The organism is Luteimonas galliterrae (assembly GCF_023374055.1).
Classification (GTDB): Bacteria; Pseudomonadota; Gammaproteobacteria; order Xanthomonadales; family Xanthomonadaceae; genus Luteimonas_C; species Luteimonas_C galliterrae.
The window spans coordinates 272,578-294,820 of record NZ_JAMBEP010000003.1; the positions used below are offsets into that span (position 1 = coordinate 272,578).

The following is a 22,243-nucleotide window of genomic DNA, read 5'->3' on the forward strand; positions in this document are numbered from 1 at the left end:
GCATGCATCTGCGGATCGCCATCCCGAACCGGCGCGAGCGCTTGCGCGAGCTGGCCGATACGATCGATGCGGCCTTGCTGGCGCACGGCATCGACCGCGTGCTGCGCGACGACGTGCGGCTGATCGCCGAAGAAGTGGCGGGCAACAGCGTCGGTCACGGTTACCCAGAAGACTGCAGCGGCGAAGTGGTGGTCGAAATCGATCGCCGGCCCGGCGCGCTGGCGCTGGAATTCCGCGACGACGGCCGCCCCTTCGATCCGCTGTCCGCGCCGGCGCCCGCGCTCGACGGCGATATCGATGCGCGTCCGATCGGCGGCCTGGGCCTGCATCTGGTGCGCGAGCTGGCGCACAGCCTGAGCTATGCGCGCGAAGAACCCTATAACGTGCTGCGCGTGACGCTGCGCGACCCCGCCCACGGGCGCTGACCACCGGAGACCGCCATGGACCTGCAGATCCGCATCGACCCGCCGCGCGGCGACAGCCAGCGCGTGGCGCTGGCCGGGCGCCTGGACACGCACAGCTACGACGAACTGGATCGGCGGCTGGCGCCGGTGCTGGCCTCGGACATCCGTTCGCTGGTGCTGGACTTGGGCGGACTGGAATACATCAGTTCGGCCGGCGTGCGCTCGGTATTCAAGGCGCGCAAGGCGCTGGCCGCGCGCGGCGGCAAGGTGGTGGTGGCCAATCCGCAGCCGCAGATCGCCAAGGTATTCGACATCGTCAAGGCGGTGCCGATGAACGAGGTATTCGCTTCGGTCGCCGAAGCCGACGCCTATCTGGACGCGATGCAGCAGAAGGTGCTGCGCGGCGAGGACGACGACTGAAGGCCAAGGCCGTTCATGCCGTCGCAGGCCGGCCACACCGGCTTTCGCTACGATGTGCGCACCCGCAGCAGCGAACCGGCGATGAGCACCCACCCCCCGCAACCTCCGCGCGTGTCCGTGGCGCTTTGCGTCTACAACGGCGAAAAGCACCTGCGCGAGCAGTTGGACACGGTGCTGGCGCAGCGCGGCGTGGACCTGGAAGTGATCGCGGTCGACGACGGCTCGCGCGACGGCAGCGTGGCGCTGCTGCGCGAGGCCGCGGCGCGCGATCCGCGGCTGCAGGTGCACGTCAATCCGGAAAACCTGGGCCCGCTGCGCAGTTTCGAGCGCGCGATGTCGTTGGGCGGCGGCGAGTTCGTCGCGCCCTGCGACCAGGACGACCGCTGGCATCCCGACAAGCTGGCCCAGCTGCTGGCCTGCATCGGCGATGCCGACCTGGCTTATTGCGATTCGGAATACATCGACGACGGCGGCCGGCCCAGCGGTCGCGGCATTTCTTCGGACCTGACCATGATGTCCGGGCGCGAGCCGATGCGGTTCGTGTTTTCCAACTCGGTCTCCGGCCACGCGCTGATCGTGCGGCGCGCGCTGTTCGAAGCGGCGCGGCCGTTCCCGCCCGGACTGTTCCACGATTGGTGGCTGGCGATGTGCGCATCGGCGCGCGGCGGCGTGGCGTATCTAGACGAAGCGCTGGTGCAGTTCCGCCGCCACGATGCCGCGTTCTCGCCGCTCGGCAAGGACGCGGCGCAGGCGCCGCCGAGCCGCAATCGGGTCTGGCTGGAAGAACGGCGCGCCCTGCTGCGCGCGCTGGCCGGCAGCGCCTTCGACCGCGACGGCCGCGCGGCGGCGATGCTGCACGCGTTGGAGCAGGCCGAAGCGGGACGCGGCTACGGACCGTTGTTGCGCAGCGTGTGGCAATCGCGCGCTGCGGCGCCGCCTTGGCGCGGGTCGACGGCGATCAACGCATTGCGTCTGCAGAGCCGCTTCATCCGCAAACTGCGCCGCGCGCGCAAAGAGCCGCCGATCGCCGGACCCCGATTCCGCCTGTAGCCCGGGTGGCGCCGAAGGCGATACCCGGGACCGCGCGATCCCGGAGGTCTATCTCGGCTCAATCTCCGGGTATCGCCTTCGGCGCCACCCGGGCTGCGAACCACGGGTTTCGGTTGTCGATGCGCGGCGGATTGGCCAGCGTGAAGTTGTCGCGCGCCGCGGTGAGGTTGGGGTTGTAGGCCGGATCGCGCGACATCCATTCGGGCCAGGCCGAACGCAGGCGCGCCAGATCGCTTCGGATGCGCTGTCGTTGCCGCCACGCCGCCCATCGCGTCGGCGGGTGGCTGCGCACGTGCAGCGAAGGCACCCAGACATTGCGCAGACCAGCGTCCTGCAGGCGCAGGCATAACGCGACCGCGGCCCCCTGCGCGCTGCGGTAGTCCTGCGGATAGCCGCCGACGCGTTCGAAGGCGCTGCGGGCAATGGCGATGCAGCCGTCGTCGAGCGCGCTGAGGTTCTGCGACAGGCGGGTGCGGCCGTAGTAGCCGATCTCGTCCGCACGGGCGCCGCGGCCGAGCAGGCCGACACCGTCGTGCAGGCCCAGCAGCACGCCGCCGCCGGCGATGCGGCCTTCCGGCGTAACCCGTTTCGGCGCGACCGCGCCCGTGCCCGGACGCGCGGCGAACGACACCAGCTTGCCGAGCCAGCCGGGCTCGGCGATTTCGCAGCGGCTGTCCACGAACACCAGGATGTCTGCGCCGGCCGCATGCGCCGCGGCGTTACGCAGTGCGGCCGGTGTAGCGGCCCGCGGCGATGCGATCCGCCGCACGCCCGCATGCGACCAGCGCTCGGGCAGCGCAGGCCGGTCGCTGCGCGAAGCGACGATCCATTCGCACAAGCCGTAATCGTCATGCGCGAGCAGGCTGTCGACGCAACGCTGCAGGGCTCCTGCATCGCCGTCGTCGACCACGATCACCGTGACCGCCGGCGTCGGATGCGCGAGCGCGTAGTCGACCTGGTACCACCCGGCCGAGTGCGGGACGACCTCGGCTTCCAGCGCGTTGCGCGCCAGGTGTTCCTGCAGCGCGCGGCGGCCGGCGTCGAGCGCGTAAGGCTTGGTGGCGTTGCCGCCCGCGGTGCTCGCCTCGTGGATGCGCCAGTGGTAGAGCACCTGCGGGATGTGCACGATCCGCTGCGCTTCCACGCTTTCGATGCAGCGCAGGGCCAGGTCGTAATCCTGCGCGCCCTCGTAGCCCACGCGGAAACCGCCGGCCGCGCGTATCAGCCCCGTGCGGTAGACGCCCAGGTGCGAGATCAGGTTGTAGCCGCGGAACAGTTCAGGATTCCAATCCGGCTTGAAATAGGCGCCGCAGCGCTGGCCATCGGCGTCGATCTTGTCCTCGTCGGAATAGATCACGGCGGCGTCGGGAAAACGGTCGATGGTTTCGGCGACGCAGAGCAGCGCATGCCGCGGCAGCAGGTCGTCGTGGTCCAGCAGCGCGGCGTATTCGCCTTCGGCCATTTCCAGCGCAGAATTCGATGCGGCCGAGATGTGGCCGTTGCTTTCGCGGAAGGCGACGCGGATGCGCGGATCGAGCGCGGCGTACTCGGACAGGATGCGGCGCACCTCAGGATCGGTGGACCGGTCGTCGGCGACGCACAGCTGCCAGCGCTCGTAGAGTTGCGCGCGCACCGAATCCAACGCTTCTCGCAGCCATTGCGGCCGCGGGTTGTACACCGGCATCAGCACGGAGATCAGCGGTTCGGCGCGCAGGCGCCGCCTGCGTTCGCGCAGCGCGGGCAGGTCGGCGTCGTCCAGCGTGTCGTAGCGCGCCGCCCATTCCGGATAGGTCAGCTCGCCGCGGCGGCGGCGGCGGCGCGCGGCGTCCCAATCGCGCAGCCTGCGCTTCCATCCGGGCGGGTTTTCGTCGGTCGCCATAGTCGTCTTTCGCGGTTCTGGCGATCAGCCGCGCCCGAACCAGCGTCGCGGCAGCAGCAGCTTGAAGGCGCGCTCGAAGCTCTTGCGGCGCAGTCCGGGATGGCGAAAGCCGCGCCACAGCGGACCCAGCCACTGCGCGCGCGGCTTTTCGATCAGCGCTTCGCGCATGTCGGCCTCGAGCCGGTACATCTGCGCGATGCTCAGGCCCAGCTCGCGGCGCTCCCCGGGCAGGTCGGGAAGCGCGGCGACACAGCGTTCCTGGTCGGCGGCGACGTCGCGGTACATGGCCAGCACCCGCCGGTTGCGGCGCTCGTAGATCTCGAAGCCGTTGCCGCTGCGGTCGAACATCCAATCGTTGAGGTTGTTGCCGTGGCGCCGATAGCCGAGCAGCGCCTGCGGCAGGCAGCGGCACTCGCCGATCAGCGCGGCGCGCAAGCTGAGCATGTTGTCCTCGACCACGCCCTGCAGCGGCGGCAATGCGGTCAGCAGTTCGCGGCGCACCGCCATCGACGCGCCGAGCACGGTCTGCAGCTTGCCGCGGCACAGGAACCAGCGCTGGTCGAGCCGCTCGGGCAGGCCGCGCACGCCTTTGTCCATGACGTTGCCGTTAGCGTCGATATCGTCCACGGCCGAGCCGACCGCCTGCAGCGCAGGATGCTCGACGAAGCTGTCCCGCAAGGTCAGGGCGCGATGCGGATAGGCGACGTCGTCGCCGGACTGGAACACCAGGATCTCGCCGCCGGCGATCGCGGCCAGTTCCATCAGGTGCGCGCACAAGCCCAGGTTGCGCTGCGTGCTGCGCACGCTGACGCGATGCGGGCCGTCGTAGCCGCGCACCGCTTCCTGGGCTGCGGCGAAAGTGCCGTCGCCCGAGCTGTCGTCGGAAACGATGATTTCGCAAGGCAGCGTCTGCGCCAGCGCCGACCGCACGGCTTCGGCGACGGTATGCGGCATGCGGTACGCGATCACCAGGATCGTGACCGCCGGCGCGCGCGACGCATCGGCCGCGCTGCCGGCGGCCAGATCGTGCTGCATCGCGTGTCGGGGGGTGTTCATGCGCTCGCGGATCGCGGCCGGGGTCAGCCGGGTTCGTCGCGCATCAGGCGGCCGCTGGCTTCGCCGGCTTCGCGCTGCAGCTTGCGGATCTGGGCCTCGACTGCGGCGATCGCGGTCATGTTGACGATGCGGCGCGCGGTCGAGGCCGGGGTCAGGATGTGCGCGGGCTTTGACACGCCCATCAGGATCGGGCCGATCGCCACGCCGTCGGTCATCACCCGCACCATGTTGTAGGTGATGTTGGCGGCATCCAGGTTGGGCAGCACGAACAGGTTGGCGCGGCCGGTCAGCGTGGTGTTGGGGAACATGCGTTGGCGCAGCGGCTCGTCCCAGGCGGTGTCGCCCTGCATTTCGCCGTCGACTTCGAGCTTGGGCATGCGCGATTTCAGGATCTCGCGCACGCGCCGCATCTTGGCCGCGCTGGGATTGTCGTGGCTGCCGAAGTTGGAATGCGACAGCAGCGCGACTTTCGGTTCGATGCCGAAAAGTTTCAGCCGATAGCTGGCCTGCAGCGTGGCCTCGGCGATCTGCTCGGCGGTGGGGTCCAGCTGCACGTGCGTGTCGAGGAAGAACCAGGCGCCCTGCTGGTTGATCACGCCGGTCATCGCCGAGGTGCTCTGCACGCCGGGATCGAGCGGGATCACGCTGCGCAGGTAACCCAGCTTCTTGTGGTAGCGGCCGACGATGCCGCTGATCAGCGCATCGGCCTCCTCGCGCTGCAGCATCACCGCGCCGATCAGGGTCGGCCGCGAGCGCAACAGGTTCTTGGCCGCCGCCGGCGTCACGCCGCGGCGTTCGGTGAGCGAGTGGTAGTACTGCCAGTAGTCGTTGAAGCGCGGGTCGTCGTTGATGTTGGTCAACTCGAAATCCACGCCGGCGCGCATGCGCAGGCCGAGCCGTTCGATGCGGGTCTCGATCACGTCCGGGCGGCCGATCAGGATCGGGTAAGCCAACTGCTCGTCGATCACGGTCTGCACCGCGCGCAGCACGTTCTCTTCTTCGCCTTCTGCATAGACCACGCGCTGCCGGTCGGCGCGGGCGCGGTCGTAGACCGGCTTCATCAGCAGGCCGGTGCGGTAGATGAACTGGCCCAGTTTTTCCTTGTAGGCCGGCATGTCCTCGATCGGGCGCAGCGCGATGCCCGAATCCATCGCCGCCTGCGCCACGCACGGCGCCAGCATCATCAGCAGGCGCGGGTCGAACGGACGCGGGATGATGTAGTCCGCGCCGAAGGTCGGCACGTCGCCGCCGTAGGCGCTGCCCAGGTCGGACGACTCCATCCGCGCCAGCTTGGCGATGGCGCGCACGCAGGCCAGTTTCATCGCCTCGTTGATTTCGGTGGCGCCGGCATCGAGCGCGCCGCGGAAGATGTAGGGGAAACAAAGCGCGTTGTTGACCTGGTTCGGATAATCCGAACGGCCGGTGGCGATGATGCAGTCCGGGCGCACCGCTTTCGCGTCTTCCGGCAGGATTTCCGGATACGGATTGGCCAGCGCCAGGATGATCGGCTGCGGCGCCATCGTCGCCACCATCTCCGGCTTCAGCACGCCGCCGGCGGACAGGCCCAGGAAAATATCGGCACCGGCGACGATGTCGGCCAGGGTGCGCTTGTCGGTGTCGCGGGCGTAGCGCTGCTTGTCCGGATCCAGGTGGGCGCGGCCGGTGTAGAGCACGCCGTCGCGGTCCACCGCCAGGATGTTCTCCGGCTTCATGCCCAGCGCCACCAGCATGTCCAGGCAGGCGATGCCGGCCGCGCCGGCGCCGGAGGTGGCCAGTTTCACCTCTTCGATCTTCTTGCCGGCGATTTCCAGCGCATTGAGCACGGCGGCGCCGACGATGATCGCAGTGCCGTGCTGGTCGTCGTGGAACACCGGGATGTTCATCCGCTCGCGCAGCTTGCGCTCGACGATGAAGCATTCCGGCGCCTTGATGTCTTCCAGGTTGATGCCGCCGAAGGTCGGCTCCAGGCTGGCGATGATGTCGACCAGCTTGTCCGGATCGCGTTCGTCGATCTCGATGTCGAATACGTCGATGCCGGCGAATTTCTGGAACAGGATGCCCTTGCCTTCCATCACCGGCTTGCCGGCCAGCGGGCCGATGTCGCCCAGGCCGAGCACGGCGGTGCCGTTGCTGATCACCGCGACCAGGTTGCCGCGCGCGGTCAACTCGCTGGCGGCGTTGGGGTCGGCGACGATCGCCTCGCAGGCGTAGGCCACGCCCGGCGAATAGGCCAGCGCCAAGTCCCGCTGGGTGACCATCGGCTTGGTCGGCACCACCTTGATCTTCCCCGGCGGCGACGCGCGGTGGTAATCGAGCGCGGACTGCTTGAACGCGTCGGGCGGCGGGGTGCTGGACGCTGGGGTATCGGACATCGCTGAGGTCTTGCCGCTTGCGGGCTACCGATTCTAGCGGCTTTCGATGCAGGGTCGGCGCCGCAGGCTATGGCGCCGGTCAGCCGGCTTCTTCCACAATGTCGCGATGGGAGATGCGACGACAGCAGACGTACGGGAAAAGTGGCCTGGATGGTTGCTGCCGGCCGGGGTTTTCGTCGCGGTGCTGCTGGCGCAATGGCCTTTGGTGTTCAATCCCGGCTATTTCAGCCACGACGAATTGCAATGGGCGGCCTTCGCGCAACAGCCGGAGGGGCCGTTCTCGGTCGGCCCTCTCTGGGCCGGCGTGCAGTCGTTCCAGTACCGGCCGCTCACGTTTACGCTGTGGTTGTGGCTGTCGCGGCTGCTGTTCGACCATCCCTATGCCTTCCACGGCTTGATGGTGGCGCTCGGCGGCGCCAACGCCGCCCTGTTGGCGGTGTTGCTGCGCCGTTTCGGCGCGACCGCCGCGGCCAGCGCGGCCGGCGCATTGGCGTTCGCGCTGGGCGCTTACGCCGCGCACACGCACGGCTGGGTGGGCACGCTGGCGGATCTGATCTGGGTCGGCTGCGCCTTGTCGATCGCGCTGATCGTGCAACGCGATCGACAGCCGTGGATTTCGATGCTCGCCACCGCGGCGCTCACGTCCCTGGCGCTGTTGGCCAAGGAAGCGGCCGTGGTGATCCCGGCCTTGCTCGCCCTGGCATGGCTGTTCTTGCAGCACCGGACCGCATGGGGGCGGGCCGCATGGGCGGCATTGCTGCCGGTGGCGATCTATCTGGCGCTGCGCATCGGCGTGATCCTGTTTTCGCCGCGACCGGCCGCCAACTACGGCTGGAGCCTAGCCTTCGTTCCGCAGCGCTGGCTCGAATACCAGCTGTTCCCGCCCAACCCGACCAAGATGGAAGCCGGCGGCACCCTGGCGCGCGGCTTCGGCGACGGACGCGTATTGGCCGCGATCGTCTTGTGGCTGGCGCTGGCCTGGGCCTTGTGGCGCGCCGGCCCGCGCTGGCTTTCGGGCTTCCTGCTGGCCGGCGCTGCGGCGCTGGGGCCGGTGCTGATCCTGGCCGAGTCCGCCAACCAGTACGGCTACGGCTTCGCGGCCGTGACCGCGGCGATCTGCGCGGCGGCCTGGCCGCGCATGCGGCGCTTCGGCAAGACCGTGCTGGTGATCCTGGCGCTGCTCGGTCTCTGGCACGGCTTCAACATCGTCCGACGCATGCATAACGCCGGCGAAGTGCAGGCCGTGTTCTCGCCGGCGCTGGCCGAACTCGTCCGCGAACGCGGCGATACCACCATCCGCTTGCGCAGCGCCGATCCGTCGCAACGCTGGCTGTTCGACCGGCTTACGCACGAGATCCCGAGCTATCGCGGGGTGCCGATCGGCAGCCGCGTGCACCTGATGCAAGCCGGCGAGGACGCCGACTACGCGATCGAAACGGACGGACGGCTCACGCCGCTGCCCTGACTTCGGGATAAGCCGCTGAGGCGAGCCACCTTAAGAGCTAAACGCTCGCGTAGGAAACTTCCTACAAACGACTGCGCTAAAGATAAGTGGCCACTTTCCTACCGATTTTCGTCTTGGCTAAACGTGCCAAGCAAACCGGCAAAGGAGAGTGATCGGGTGACCAAGCAAAAGCTCGTTGCGGTGATGGTCGTCACGATTTTCACTCTGGCCGCAGGGCTGTACTTCTCCGGCTACATCACCTTGTGGCTGCTCGAACTCGACATCCCGCTGCAGTGGAACACCTACGTCCGGTATTTCCAGGCGCTGGACCAGGCTTATGTTCGTCCGCACGCTTGGAAGATCAAGCTCGGCGGCGCAATCGGCTTTGGCGTGCCGGCTCTGGTATGGCTGCCGATCGCGTGGGGTCTGCTGCGACGATCTGGCGTTAGCGACTTCCATGGCGGCGCCCGTTTCGCCCACCTGGCCGAGGCCAAGAAAGCGGGGCTCGCCCGGCAGACGCCACAAGGCGTCCTTGTCGGCAGGTTCAAGGGCCATTACCTGTACCTGGGCGGCACGCAGCACATCCTGATGACGGCGCCGACCCGTTCCGGAAAATCGACGTCCGTGGTGATCCCGGTGTTGCTGACCTATCAGGGTTCGGTCGTGGTGGCCGACACGAAGGGAGAGTTGTTTCAGCGGACCAGCGGCCGGCGCGAAGCGATGGGGCAGGCGATATACAAGTTCGACCCCTATAACGAGCGCGGCATCACCCATCGCTTCAATCCGTTCCAGGCGCTTTCCGAGGATCCGCGGATACGCATCAGCCAGGTCCAGTCGATTGCGGCCATTCTGTATCCCGACGGCGCGGGCAAGGATCCGTTCTGGAGTTCGATGGCCAGGAAAGCGTTCATGGCCTTCGCGCTGTACATGCTCGACAGCTGGGACGACATGCTCGAGAAAAAAGTGCCGAACCAAACCAGCGAGGGGTTCGAGCAGCGCGAGATGGACCCCAACACTCACATCCGTTACCCAAGCTTCGAACGCATTTACCGCTTGTCGACAGGCGAGGGCGTTGAGGACGGGGTCAAAGCCTGGATTCAAACCCTGCTCCGACTTAGAACCGGGTCCTTCCTCGGCCGAGAAGCGCGCACCTACTTCTCGGATCTCGTGGGGCTCGCCGACGAGACGTTTTCCAGCGCCCTGGCGACGATGCAGGAGCCGCTGAGTCAATTCTTGAGCCCGATCCTGGCGGCTGCGACCAATGCCAGCGACTTCGACGTGCGCGATCTGCGCAAAAAATCGATGTCGGTCTATGTGGTGATCCCGCCCTCGAAACTGGGCGAATCCAGCAAATTGCTGAACATCTTCTTCAGCACCGCCCTGAACGCCAACCTGGACAAAACCCCGGACGAGGACACCTCGATCCGCAACCAGATGCTGCTGGTGATGGACGAGTTCACCGCCATGGGGCCGCTGAACGCCTTCGCCGACCGCATTTCGCTGATCGCCGGCTATGGGGTGCGGGCGCTGGTCATCATTCAAAGCCAGTCGCAACTACGTTCGGCCTACGGGCCGGACGTGGCCAAGACGCTGGCCACCAATCACGCCATGAGCATCGTCTTTACCCCACGCGAGCAGGACGACGCCGAGGAATACAGCAGACGGCTCGGCACCAGGACCGAGCGCCGCCGCAACCGCACGGTCAGCAACGGCCCCGGCGGCGCGAACGTCTCCTATTCCTACACCGAGGAAAGCCGCCCGCTGATGCGGCCTCAAGAGCTGCAGGAGCTGCCCATGGACGACGAGATCATCTTCTATGAGGGCTGCAAGCCGATCCGTTGCAAGAAGAACTGGTATTTCAAGGACAAGCGCTTCAAGAACCTGCTGATGGACCCGGTGGAGATTCCGGCGCTGGCGGCGCCGCGGGTAAAGAGAGTCCAAGGCGATGGGCGATAAGCGAATCAGCGATTACGTCAATATCGGCGCCCTGCATGACGCAACTCAAGAAATGGGGAGGAGGATGAAACTTTCTCACGTGGGTTTTGTGGCTGCACTTGGTATCTCTGGAACTCTGACGGCGTGTGGGGCCGATAGCACGCTACCCCAAAGTGGCATAAATGACACACAAGGAAGTACTAGTCCGACAACAGCGACACAAGCGAACGATGCAGCAAAAGTAGCGCCTGATGATTTTGTGGATAAGCCCCAAACTTATGGGGGCGACTACGGCATTCGACCTGCTTATGAGGAATGCATTACCCATCAATCCGATGGCACAAGCACTGCTGGTCATCGACAGGGGTGCGCCGAAGAGGAACTAGGGTTCCAAAATGCACGACTCAATCGCGTTCTTGATAGCGCAATGGGCATGTTCCCGGCCCAAGGCGATGACGACATAACTAAGGCTTCGCATCTGCGCAACGCTCAGCATGCGTGGCTTTCTCGAGTAGAAAAAATGTGCGCGGAAGCGACCGACAATGCAGGGTCAATATTTGGTCCAGCAGCACAGGCCACGTGCCTCATGGATCAAATCGCGATGCGCGCGAGTCAGCTGGAGCGCAAGCAGACTGACATGGCGGCAGGAATCTATTTTCGCAACTCCTACGATCAATGCGCTGAGACAAGTCACGGCGTTACTGGGGAGATTTTGGATTGCATCGCCTCGGAGTTCGAATATCAAGATGGAAGATTGAATGAAATGTATCGGAAACTGCTAGCTAAATTATCCGGCTCGCAAAGAAATAGTCTCGTGGGAGAGCAAAGACGCTGGCTATCTAAAAAAGAACAGGAGTGTAAATGGCATCCAGAAACAGAAGGTCAAGGCCAGCTGATTGATGCTATGTCTTGCGAGTTAAATCTCACGACGGCCCGAGCAAATGAGCTTCATAGAAGAGGCCGAGGCGATGGACAATAAACGAAGAACCGACGGCATCAATCTGGGCGCCTTGTACGGCGTATCTCGGCCTGATACCGACTGCCTGCCGCGGCCCGACCCTATACGTGGTCCAGTGTTCGTCTCACGCGAAGAGTCATTGCGACGCGACCTGGAGAACATCAATGTCCGCACGGTGGCCGAGCTTGGGCCAATGCTGCCGGGCGGACTACCGGTGGCGCCGAAACGTAAGCATGTTCCGCCGCAATCAACACCGATGCCTGAGCACGGGCAAGCGAACTTTGGATACCAGGAGGATGAAACCATGAAACTGAGTCATGTTGTTGTGGTTACAGCTGTCGCTGCCGGAATAGTGGCGTGCGATCCTTCAGCGGGAACCGAAGAGACTCCGCCTCCGCAGGCGCTTTCCCTCTCAACATCAGAAGCACAAAAGCTGTCATCAGATATGACAGAAGCACAACAAGAAAGAGCAACAACATCGCCTATTAGCGCCAATGCTGCGATCAATGAGTCAGGAAAGCTAAAAGTTGAAGCAGGTGATACCACATTGCGTCTAGAGGCCTCCGGTTGTAGCAAGCAATCCGGCACCCTAACTATCTGCAATGAAAGGGTAAATCTCTATATCGAAAAAACCGACATCAACTTCAGCCAAAGACTGCTGCTTGAGTCCGTTTATGTCGACAGCAAGGAGACGTTTTATCGCGGTGCACTGGATAAATCGAACTGCCACACATTTATATTGGCGGATGTAAACGGTGATGGTCAGGAAGATCTTATTGTCCAAACCGGAAATGAGGGTGGTTATGGAGGACCATCTTTTAGTGTTTATCTGTTTGATATGAAAGACAAGCTGTTCAAATTCAATAAGCTATTTTCGGACTTGACCATAGGAACTATCAGTTTGTTCATCGTCGAAAAAGGAAAGCTAAAAACATGGGCGAAGAATGGATGCTGCGAGCATTTTTACCTCACATATGAAATTAGGAAAAACCGCCCTGTGCTAACAGAAATGATCACTGAGCGCTCGACCGATAAGGGGGTAGAAACTATAGTTGAGCGCTTGGTTAATGGAGAGATGAAAGAAATCGTCGAGTAAGCGATAGCCATCTGTGGTTTGCCATCGACTGACAAAGGAAATTCCCATGACCGTTATGCGAAATCGCATGTGTTCGCTTCTGGCGCTGACACTGCTGGCGAGCGCTTGCAAGCCCACGGTCGAAGCCACAGCGGAGACCACGAAGTCCCAACTAGCTAACGCACGGCGGGAGCAGGAGCATTCTTTAGCGGCAGATCAAGTCAACCCTGCGCAAGATTCAAATCTCGAAGCACACGCAGGTATTCGCTCATCGTACTTTGATTGCCTAATGAGGCATGAGAGCGAAGCCTTGGAGATCGGTTACTGCATCTCCGAAGAAAAAGAGCATCAGGACAAGCGCCTGAATGATTACTACAAAGAACTTTCAAAAATGCTAACTACAGACCAGAGAGAACAACTTATAGCTTCGCAGCGGGCTTGGCTTGTGTTCTACGGTAAAGAAGGCCAACTTCAAAGCGCGATTTATAACTCTGATCAGGTCAGCAATCTGCAAGTGGGCGAAAACAAACTATTTATGCTTTGCAAACGCGCTAACCAATTAAAGGACTATCTTGATTTTGTCCGAGATTAGCAAAGGAGACTAAAAAATGTCCGAAAAAAGCATTGATCTTCAGGATCCGGACCAAGCAGCCGGTGCCGTATATTTTGTAGTCGGTAGGGGAACAGAGGGCGGAAATGCTTCGTACCACTTGTCAATAACCGGTGTAACCAATGCAGCAACGGCAACAGACCCTGGCTGGAACGATATAGACAGGGTAATAGCTCAGAGCGGTTATACGCTGGGAAGCATTCAAGTCGATCTTGGTCAGCGCGGTATGTGGGCCCTTGGTGCAATAGACGGGCGGCGCCTGCAACCGGGTGAGAAGACCTATGTTCAAGCCGTGATTGATGAGGCTTCAAATTACGCAAAATCCAACGGCCTGCCGTTTACGAATGATCATGCTCAGTTACGTAAGGATCTTTTGAGCCATGGGCCAAACTTGATATTCATCGATACGGATACCCGCGACGCTATAAATTGGTGGGCTTCTTCGAACGAAGGCAAGCAATGGATTCACCAGAACATTGACTTACCGCAGGTGCGCAATGCTACTAAACTGGCGGTAGACACCGTAGAGATGCATGGAAATAACATCCCAGAAGATCGGCGCTTTGAGGTTGTTTGCATGCTCGCAAAAACGGCGAACCAGCTGCCAGGAAAACTATCGGTCTTGGAAAAATCACTTGCCAATGGCAGTGACTATGATCAGTTCATACAATCCGTGAACGCCATCAAAGCCAAGAGTCGGTTTTACTCTGCGGGGCACGCCGGAACTCTAGCCAGCACTTACGAGGCAAACTACCAGAGGCCAGAGTTCAACGATTCAATGAATCGTGCTCACTGGAAGGTTATGTCGGCGACATATGATCCTTCGCAAGAAGCTTATGACGTCGACATTCAGCGTTCGCTCAACACGATTAATCGCGGAACTCGCCCTAAATCTGCGACGATCGACGCCCGTCTTCAACAAGGCGAACGCGGCGCAGAAGTCCGAGCCTTACAGCAGAGCTTGAACAAGCTGGGCGCGACCGACGACAAGGGCCGTGCACTCGTGGAGAATGGCTTGTACACCGAGCAAACCCGCGAAGCGGTAGAGTCCTTCCAGCGCGAGCACGGCCTTCATTTGGACGGCATAGCGGGGCCGGAGACACTCAGTGCGGTACATCTCTATGCCAGCGTTCCCAACCCGACCTATGATGCCGTTAAGTTTGGGCAGCAGTTCCAGCCCGGCCCCCATCCACCGATCAATCTCGGGGCAAAGCAGGTTGTCGACGGCATGCCCGACTACCTTCGCGCAAACAATGCGTACACGCACGTTGCATCCGCACCTGCAGCAAGGGAGCGTGACTTGCCTCGGCACATCATCATCCCGCCATCACCCGCCGAGCCGGCCACCTTACCTGCGTTGCCCACTACGCAGACCTTAGAACCAGGCGACCGCAGCGCCGCGGTACAGGCGCTGCAGCAGCACCTGCGCCTGCTCGGCGCCACCGACCGGTACGGCCAGCAAATCAAGGATGATCGCGACTACGGCGACAGCACCCGCGAAGCGGTCGAACAGTTTCAACTGTGGACCGGGCGCGAGCCTACCGGCATCGCCGATCCGGACACGCTCAAGGCCGTGCAATCGCAGGCTCAGTTTGCTCTACGGCAGCGGGGGCATGGCATCGTCGTCGCTCCCGACGCGCACTTGACCGACCATCTCAGGCCAACCGCATTGGAGAGGACCGACGCGGCGATCGAACGGCCAGTGCAGGGTCGCGACCAAGCCGGATTGACGCCTTTCAGCGATCCGCACCACCCCCAGCACGCGCTCTACGCCGATGTGCAGCAACGCTTCCAGGCCAAGGGCCATGACCTGTCCGAAGCGCAACTGTCGGCGCTGACCGGGCAAATGCATCTCGGTGGCTACAAGCCGGGCTGGCCAGGCGATGTCATCGTCTACCAGGGTAAGGCGGTGGTAGGCAACGAGTACCTCGCCCGTCAGATGATGAGCGTGGAACTCAATGCGTCCACGCCGTCGGTGCAAGAAGCCATGCAGACCTTCCAGGCCGAGCATCAGAGCCTGGCCCAGCACATGGAACGGATGAACCAGCAACAGGCGATGGCGCAGGAGCATGGGCGGACGGTGTGAGGCTGGCCGCAACGCTGGCGCGAATGCCGTCGCCGGCAGGCGGTCGAGGGCTTCGGCTGCCGACTCGGGAATAAATCGAAAGCCTCGGCGGAAAACGAGCCGATCGGTTCCTCGGGTGGACCCCAGCTTAGGGTCAGCCCCAATTACGATGCCTGCATACCGCCGATAGGGTGATCCGGGTCTTTGCCCGAGGATCCCGCATGTCGCCTCCCGTCCTGATTCCCCAAGCGCCGCCGATTCCCATCCCGCCCTCGCCAGGCCCGCGCCCGGAAGCGTCCGATTCGCGTCCGCCGGGCACGCCGTACGGCACCGAGGCCAATGGCGAACCCAAGAGCGAGCAACAGTTGCTGGAAGAGTTCAACGCCGCACTCGACGCAGCCAACGACAACAACGATCTCTCCCAATTGGACAGCGTCGACAACTTCCGGCAAACGCTAACGCCGGAACTGCAACGCGAGTACGACGCCCAGCTGCAGGCATTGCGCAACGATCCGCGGATCCAGTTCGAGTACGAACCGGGCGTGCAGCCCAATCCGAACCGCGCGCTCGAGGACATGACGCTGCGCGGCATGGTCGCGGCGACGTTCGGCAACCCCGAGATCATGAACAGGACGATCGACGAAGCCGTGCGCAACAACGACGACTACAACGGCGGAAGCGAAGGCGATGGCCATCTGGTGTTCCGCTTCTACGACGGGCCCGCCAAGACGGACGACGGCAGCGAAGCGGCCGGATGGGCCATGTACGGGGCCGGCCACATCCGCATGGACGCCGGCTACACGGTGCGGGCGCTCAGCAAGGGCGACAGCGTGCCGCAACACGAGTTTTCGCATTTCATGCAGGGCTACAACAAGCCCGAGGACGGGGATAGCCTGTTCCCGGGCGACTTCCCGTACGAACGCGAAATGCTGTCGGCGCTGGCATCCACCGACTTCGTCGAACGCGGCGGCGAAACCTGGCCGGATCTGCAAAACCGCTTTCGCCAGTATCCCGAGCGCCTGGCGCAGGAGCATCCGGACATCTACCGGATGATGGCCGAGTACGCCGGCTACGACCCGCTGGCGCAAACCAGCAGCGCGCCGGTCCGCCTCGACGGCACCGGCGATATCAAATCGGCCTCGGCGACGCTGGAGCAGTACTTCCGCCAGATCAGCGGCGGCGACGAGTTCATCACCACGGACGAGTTGCGGCTGATGCTCGACAACCCGAACTTCGATCTGCCGTCGGACGTGCGCGCGGCGGCGGCCTATATGTTGAGCAGCCCCGCTTCGCGCGCCGTCGCCGACACCGCATCCAACGGCGAAGGCGAAGTCGACGGGCGCATCAGCCTGGAGGACCTGCGCGCCGTCGGCAGTCTGGCGGACTCGCGCGACTACGCCTATTACCTGCTCGATACGGCATCGGGCAACGGCAGCCGCGATCGCTACATCAGCCTGGACGATTTCAAGTCGGCGCTCGACGATCCGGGCATTCCCCACGGGATCCGTGCCCAGATCGAAGACATCCTGAGCGACAACGGGCAAGTCTTCCTGCCGCCGATATTCGGCGGCGGCGGCATCCGTTACGGATGAGGAGTGCTGAAGGCCGGCGCGACGCCGGCCTTCATATATCGAACCGGGGCACGTCCGCCGAGACCTGGTCCAGCCTGATGCGGTTGGCGAACAGCGAAAACGCCAGCATGCCGGCCAGGCCGTTCGCGCGCGACACCCATTGCGGCAGCCAGCGCGGCGGATGGATCACGCCGGCGTCGAACAGCGGCTCGAAACGCTGCACGTCGGCCAGCGTCATCTTGCCGGCGAACAGCAGCCGGCACAGCCGCAGCTTGCGCTGGCGCAGCGCCCAGCGGAAGAAGGTGTGCACGCCGATCAGTCCGCGCAAGTAGACCGCGTCCTTGGTGAACGCCGCGCCGCCGGTCGGCGGCACGCCGCGGAACACGCGCTGGGCGGAAGCGAAACTCTCCACCTCATTCTGGCCGGCGTCGAGGAAATAGCGGAACACCTCGATGAAATCGGCCCCGTCCAACGCCATCGCCACCGCTTCGATGCGCAGGCTGACCCGCTTCATGCGCTCGATGTCGATGCTGCCGGTGATCTGTTCGGCGAACGTCGCCAAGCCTTCCTGCGTCGCCGTGGTGCGCGGCGAGGACAGCGCCAGGCTCGGGAAATGCGGCTGCCCGCGGCCGTTGAGCGCGGTCAGCGAATGCACGAAGGCTTCGTGCTGCAGCAGCTGGTGGCGGTCGTAGTCGCTGAACGAGGCGCCGGCGCGCAGACGGATGCGGGTGGCGCCGGCGGCGGCCTTGGCGATCAGGTCCGGGTCCATCACCACTTCGATCACGCGCGCGTCGAAGAAGTCGTCGAGGTCGGATTGCAATTGCAGCTTCAACGCCGTGGCGGAGATCGCGACCTGCTCGGATGGCGCCAGCAATTCGCGGTCCAATTCGCTGGCGATGGCGATGAAGTGCCGCGCCGCCTCGCGGGTGGTGGGCCCGTCGCCCGGCAGCCGTTCTTCCGGGCCGCCGTACAAGGCCATCGAATGCACCGTGACCGCCGGCGTGCCCAGCGCTTCGAGCAATTGCGCGGCGGTGGACCAGCTTTGCGCCGATTCGATCAGGTAGCGGCCGAGCGGATGCGCGGCGTCGGCCTCTTCTATTATCGCGGCGAGTTCGCGCCGGGCATTCGAGAAATCCAGTTTCGGATATTCGATCTTGGGCATGGCCGGCTGCCCGCGCGCGAACGATTCCAGGAACGGCGGCTGCAGCGCCGCCGGCCAGCTGACCAGTTGCAACAATCTCAACTCGCGCACCGCGGCGACCATGCGCGCGTCGAGCGCGGCGTGATGGGCGATGTCGGGCGCGATGTCGGTCATGCGTTCCTTAGATGGGAGCGGGGCTTTGTGGGAGCGGCTTGAGCCGCGAGCTCTTGTCCGGTCGACGACGATTCGAAGAAAAGCTCGCGGCTGAAGCCGCTCCCACAGAAGCCGCTCCTACAAAAACTTTTTCAGTGCTTGCCATACTTCTCGTCCAGGCGCTTGTTGAGCGCCTTGCCCGCGACGCGCTCCCCCGCTTTCTGCGCCAGCCGCGTGGCCAGTTTGTCGGCGGCGCCGGCGACCTCGTCGCGCAGCTTCAAATAATGCGCGTAGCGGTCCGGATCCAATTTGCCCGCCTCGAGCGCGGCGCGCACCGCGCAACCCGGCTCGCGTTCGTGCCGGCAGTCGCGGAACTTGCATTGTTCGGCCAGGGTTTCGATATCGGCGAAACCGCCGTCGGCGAGGTCCTCTTCGCCGGTGGGCTTGAGTTCGCGCATGCCAGGCGTGTCGATCAGGCAGGCGCCCGACGGCAGTGCGATCAGCGCGCGGTGCGTGGTGGTGTGGCGCCCGCGCGAGTCGGAAACGCGCACGTCGCTGGTGCGCATCCGCTCGCTGCCGAGCAAGGTATTGGTGAGCGTGGACTTGCCTGCGCCGGAGGAACCGACCAGCACCACGGTGCGGCCCGGCTGCAGCCAGGGATCGAGCACGGCCACGCTGTCGCGATCCTTGGCGTTGACCGCGCGCACGGCCACGTCCTGCGCGGCCAGATCGATCAGCGCGGCCATCGCGGTGTCCACCGCGCCCGCATCCTCGACGATGGCCTTGTCGGCCTTGGTCAGCACGATCACCGGCTCGCTGCCGCCGCTGCGCACCAGCAGCAGATAGCGCTCGATCCGGCGCGGATTGAAATCGGCGTCCAGGCCGCACACCACGAACACCGTATCGATGTTGGCGGCGATCACCTGCTGCTTGTAATGCTCGCCCGCGGCGCCGCGCTTGATCGCGCTGCGCCTGGGCAACAAGGCGACGATGACCCCGCCGGCGACCAGCACCCAGTCGCCGACCGCGGCGCGGTCCTGCGCCGGGAAGCGGGGCCGCTGCCAATCCGGCGGCGATTCGACCCGGGCGCCTTCGTCCGGACCTTCGGCGACCACATAGCCGGAACGGTGCTGCTCGATGATCCGCGCCGGCCGCGCCTGCGGATGCGCCGCCATCGCCTCGCGCCAGGCGGGCTCGTCCGGCAGGCCATCGTAGGGCCAGCCGATCGCGCGCAACGGCGTCATGGGGTGGAAGGGGTCCGCATACCCGGATTCTATGCGAGTCGAACGCGGCTGCGGTTTCGGCTAGGCTGACAGGCCATTCAGCACTTCCCCCGCCCGATGTCCGCCACCCTGCCCACGCGCCAGCGCCTGTCCGAAGTCCGCTACGAGATCCGCGGCGAGCTGGCCCGGCGCGCCCGCGAGCTCGAGGCCCAGGGCCGCAGCCTGATCAAGCTCAACATCGGCAATCCGGGCGCGTTCGGTTTCCGTGCGCCCGAACACCTGCAGCGCGCCATCGCCGACCACATCGCCGGCACCGACCCCTACACCCATCAGCAGGGCCTGCCGCAGGCGCGCGAAGCCATCGCCGCCTTCCACAAGGCGCGTGGCACGCCCAACGCGTCGCCCGAACGCGTGTTCGTGGGCAACGGCGTCAGCGAGCTGATCGACATCTCGCTGCGCGCACTGCTGAATCCGGGCGACGAAGTGCTGCTGCCCTCGCCCGACTATCCGCTGTGGAGCGCGGCCACCATCCTCAACGACGGCCGCCCGGTCTACTACCGCTGCGATCCCGAGAACGGCTTCCTGCCCGATCCGGAGCAGATGGAAGCGCTGGTCTCGTCGCGCACGCGCGCGATCGTGCTGATCAATCCGAACAATCCCACCGGCGCCGCTTATCCGCGCGCGCTGCTGGAGCGCATCGTCGCGATCGCGCAGAAGCACAAATTGCTGCTGATGGCCGACGAGATCTACGACGGCATCCTTTACGACGGCAATACGTTCGAGCCGATCGCACCGCTGGCCGGCGACCTGCCCTGCCTGTCGTTCGGCGGCCTGTCGAAAGTGCACCGCGCCTGCGGCTGGCGCGTAGGCTGGGCGGTGCTGTCGGGCGATCCGCTGGCCAGCGGCGACTATCACCACGCCATGGATCTGCTCGGCGCGCTGCGCCTGTGCGCCAACGTGCCGGGTCAGTTCGCCATCGAAGCCGCCTTGCACGGCCAGGACACGATCACGCCGCTGTGCGAACCGGGCGGCCGTTTGTACGAAGCGCGCCGTGCCCTGGTCGAATGCTGCGCGGCCAGCGAGCATCTGCAGCTGGTCGCGCCGCAGGGCGCGCTTTACGGCTTCCCTTCCGTCGTCGGTCCGGCCGCGCAGGGTTTCGACGACCATGCTTTCGCGCTGGAAATGCTGGAAAGCGAAGACGTGCTGATCGTGCCCGGTTCCAGCTTCAACGTGCCTTACCGCAACCACTTCCGCGTCACCCTGCTGCCCGAGCCGGCGCAGCTGCGCGAAGTGTTCGCGCGCATCGACCGGGTACTGGCGCGCCGCGCGGCGACGGCCGCCGAGCCGCATGCGGCGGTGGCTTGAGGCGCTGCTGGTGGCGATGACGCTGCCCGGCGCCGCCGGTGCGGCCGAGCGGGCCGGAATTTCCTATCTCGCGCTCGGCGACAGCTACACCATCGGCGAAAGCATCGACGAAACCGGCCGTTGGCCGGTGCAGCTGGCGGCGGCATTGCGTGCGGAAGGGATATCGCTCGACGCGCCGCGCATCATCGCCACCACCGGCTGGACCACCGACGAACTCGACGACGCCATCGATGGTGCCGAACCGCTCGGCCAATACGGTTTCGTCAGCCTGCTGATCGGCGTCAACAACCAATACCGCGGCCGCGGCGTCGACCAATACCGCGATCAGTTCGCCGCCCTGCTGGAACGCGCAATCGGTTTCGCGGGCGGTCGCGCGGATCGGGTGATCGTGTTGTCGATCCCGGACTGGGGCGCCACCCGTTTCGGCCGCGAATCCGGCCGCGATGTGGCGCGGATCGCGCGCGAACTCGACGCCTACAACGCCGCGGCGCGCGAAGTTTGCGCGCAGCGCGGCGTGGCCTTCGTCGATATCACCCCCGTCAGCCGCGAACGCGGCGTCGAGGCGACGATGCTGGCCGACGACGGCCTGCATCCCTCTGCCGCGATGTACGCGGAGTGGACGCGGCTGGCGTTGCCCGCCGCACGCCGGATGCTGTCGCCATGAGCAGCGCCGCGACGCCGTTCTCGCGCCGCCATGCCGACGGCATCGCCCGCGCTTTCCTGCCGGTGCGCTGGTGGGGCAATCGCTACGACTACTACTACACGCGCGAAAAACTGGCCAGCGATCCGCTGTATCCCGGCGTGCTGCAGGCGTTGCGCGGCAGCGATTCGCCGGTGCTCGACCTGGGTTGCGGCCTGGGCCTGCTGGCGCATGCGCTGCGGCAGGATGGCCAAGCGCAGCCTTACTACGGCGTCGACAACGACGCGGACAAGATCGCGCGCGGCACCCAGGTCGCGCAGCGACGCGGACTGGCCGATACGCGCTTCGAAGTGGTCGATCTGGCGTGCGCCATGCCCTCGCACCGCGGCAGCGTCGCGATCCTGGATGTGCTGCAGTACCTGCCGCAAGCCGCGCAACAACGCCTGCTCGACGCCAGCGTCGCCATGCTCGCGCCGGGCGCGCGCCTGGTGATCCGCGCCGCGCTGGACGACGGCAGCCGCCGCGACAGCACGACGCGACTGACCGACCGTTTCGCGCACATGATCGGTTGGATGCAGTCGATGCCGGTGCATTATCCGAACGAGCGCGATCTGCGCCATACGCTGGAAAGCGCCGGCTTGTCGGTGGAATTCGCGCCGCTGTACGGCAAGACGCCGTTCAACCACTGGCTGATCGTCGCCACCCGCGCGAGTTGACCGCTTTCGTAGGTGCGAATTCATTCGCACGCTTTTGCCGTTCGTAAGAGCGGCTTTAGCCGCGAGCTTCTCGAGTTTTGCGCAATCTGCCGAAGAGCTCGCGGCTAAAGCCGCTCTTACGAAGAGCAAAAGCAAAAGCGTGCGAATGAATTCGCACCTACGAAAA

At 64.5% G+C, this 22,243-nt stretch carries 18 protein-coding genes; 13 read left to right on the forward strand and 5 right to left on the reverse strand.

Annotated elements, in window-relative coordinates; genetic code table 11:
• Positions 1–2: 2 nt before the first annotated feature.
• The 3 genes from M2650_RS13895 to M2650_RS13905 are packed head-to-tail and all read left to right on the forward strand — an operon-like array spanning position 3 to position 1,874.
• The gene (locus M2650_RS13895) at positions 3–425 is read left to right on the forward strand and encodes an ATP-binding protein (protein ID WP_249475677.1); all 423 of its coding nucleotides are present in this window, start codon (positions 3–5) and stop codon (positions 423–425) included.
• A gap of 15 nt (positions 426–440) precedes the next feature.
• Complete coding sequence (locus M2650_RS13900) at positions 441–824, forward strand: STAS domain-containing protein (protein ID WP_249475512.1); 384 nt, start codon at positions 441–443, stop codon at positions 822–824.
• 15 nt (positions 825–839) lie between these two features.
• The gene (locus tag M2650_RS13905) at positions 840–1,874 is read left to right on the forward strand and encodes a glycosyltransferase (RefSeq protein ID WP_249475514.1); all 1,035 of its coding nucleotides are present in this window, start codon (positions 840–842) and stop codon (positions 1,872–1,874) included.
• A gap of 58 nt (positions 1,875–1,932) precedes the next feature.
• Here the strand turns inward: M2650_RS13905 and M2650_RS13910 are convergent, their stop codons facing one another.
• From M2650_RS13910 to M2650_RS13920, 3 genes are read right to left on the reverse strand one after another with little or no spacing between them, the layout of a single operon-like run.
• Entirely contained in the window at positions 1,933–3,753 is a 1,821-nt protein-coding gene (locus tag M2650_RS13910; protein WP_249475517.1) for a glycosyltransferase family 2 protein, read from the reverse strand.
• A gap of 24 nt (positions 3,754–3,777) precedes the next feature.
• A complete protein-coding gene (locus tag M2650_RS13915; RefSeq protein WP_249475520.1) occupies positions 3,778–4,809 on the reverse strand; it encodes a glycosyltransferase in 1,032 nt (343 codons plus the stop codon).
• A 23-nt stretch (positions 4,810–4,832) separates the two neighbouring features.
• Complete coding sequence (locus M2650_RS13920) at positions 4,833–7,181, reverse strand: NADP-dependent malic enzyme (protein WP_249475522.1); 2,349 nt, start codon at positions 7,179–7,181, stop codon at positions 4,833–4,835.
• A 154-nt stretch (positions 7,182–7,335) separates the two neighbouring features.
• Between M2650_RS13920 and M2650_RS13925 the strand changes: the two genes are divergently transcribed.
• From M2650_RS13925 to M2650_RS13955, 7 genes are all read left to right on the forward strand, one after another.
• On the forward strand, positions 7,336–8,646 hold the full coding sequence (locus M2650_RS13925) for a hypothetical protein (protein ID WP_249475524.1): 1,311 nt from the start codon (positions 7,336–7,338) through the stop codon (positions 8,644–8,646).
• A gap of 156 nt (positions 8,647–8,802) precedes the next feature.
• Positions 8,803–10,581 carry a type IV secretory system conjugative DNA transfer family protein gene (locus M2650_RS13930; protein ID WP_249475527.1) on the forward strand — a complete coding sequence of 593 codons (1,779 nt, stop codon included), beginning with the start codon at positions 8,803–8,805 and terminating at the stop codon, positions 10,579–10,581.
• Positions 10,571–11,539: a lysozyme inhibitor LprI family protein gene (locus tag M2650_RS13935; protein ID WP_249475530.1), complete on the forward strand. Its 969-nt coding sequence runs from the start codon at positions 10,571–10,573 to the stop codon at positions 11,537–11,539. The genes M2650_RS13930 and M2650_RS13935 overlap by 11 nt, the downstream gene beginning before the upstream one ends.
• Complete coding sequence (locus M2650_RS13940) at positions 11,529–12,614, forward strand: FG-GAP repeat protein (protein ID WP_249475533.1); 1,086 nt, start codon at positions 11,529–11,531, stop codon at positions 12,612–12,614. The genes M2650_RS13935 and M2650_RS13940 overlap by 11 nt, the downstream gene beginning before the upstream one ends.
• A 46-nt stretch (positions 12,615–12,660) precedes the next feature.
• Positions 12,661–13,185, forward strand: a complete 525-nt coding sequence (locus tag M2650_RS13945; protein WP_249475536.1) for a lysozyme inhibitor LprI family protein — start codon at positions 12,661–12,663, stop codon at positions 13,183–13,185.
• A gap of 16 nt (positions 13,186–13,201) precedes the next feature.
• Positions 13,202–15,289: a peptidoglycan-binding domain-containing protein gene (locus tag M2650_RS13950; RefSeq protein WP_249475539.1), complete on the forward strand. Its 2,088-nt coding sequence runs from the start codon at positions 13,202–13,204 to the stop codon at positions 15,287–15,289.
• A 200-nt stretch (positions 15,290–15,489) separates the two neighbouring features.
• Positions 15,490–16,860 (forward strand): hypothetical protein, encoded by a 1,371-nt coding sequence (locus tag M2650_RS13955; RefSeq protein ID WP_249475542.1) that lies wholly within the window; start codon positions 15,490–15,492, stop codon positions 16,858–16,860.
• Positions 16,861–16,891: 31 nt separating this feature from the next.
• On the opposite strand, the gene M2650_RS13960 is transcribed toward M2650_RS13955, so the two are convergent.
• A complete protein-coding gene (locus tag M2650_RS13960; RefSeq protein WP_249475544.1) occupies positions 16,892–18,154 on the reverse strand; it encodes a flavohemoglobin expression-modulating QEGLA motif protein in 1,263 nt (420 codons plus the stop codon).
• Between the two features lie 131 nt (positions 18,155–18,285).
• Positions 18,286–19,377: a ribosome small subunit-dependent GTPase A gene (rsgA, locus tag M2650_RS13965; protein ID WP_249475546.1), complete on the reverse strand. Its 1,092-nt coding sequence runs from the start codon at positions 19,375–19,377 to the stop codon at positions 18,286–18,288.
• Between the two features lie 96 nt (positions 19,378–19,473).
• On the opposite strand from rsgA, the gene M2650_RS13970 reads away from it, so the two are divergent.
• Genes M2650_RS13970 through M2650_RS13980 form a run of 3 tightly spaced genes read left to right on the forward strand, consistent with a single transcriptional unit; the run spans position 19,474 to position 22,077 of the window.
• Complete coding sequence (locus tag M2650_RS13970; protein ID WP_249475549.1) at positions 19,474–20,721, forward strand: aminotransferase class I/II-fold pyridoxal phosphate-dependent enzyme; 1,248 nt, start codon at positions 19,474–19,476, stop codon at positions 20,719–20,721.
• A gap of 16 nt (positions 20,722–20,737) precedes the next feature.
• Positions 20,738–21,385: an SGNH/GDSL hydrolase family protein gene (locus M2650_RS13975; RefSeq protein WP_249475680.1), complete on the forward strand. Its 648-nt coding sequence runs from the start codon at positions 20,738–20,740 to the stop codon at positions 21,383–21,385.
• Positions 21,382–22,077 (forward strand): methyltransferase domain-containing protein, encoded by a 696-nt coding sequence (locus tag M2650_RS13980; protein ID WP_249475553.1) that lies wholly within the window; start codon positions 21,382–21,384, stop codon positions 22,075–22,077. Before M2650_RS13975 ends, M2650_RS13980 begins: the two co-directional genes overlap by 4 nt.
• Positions 22,078–22,243: the final 166 nt, after the last annotated feature.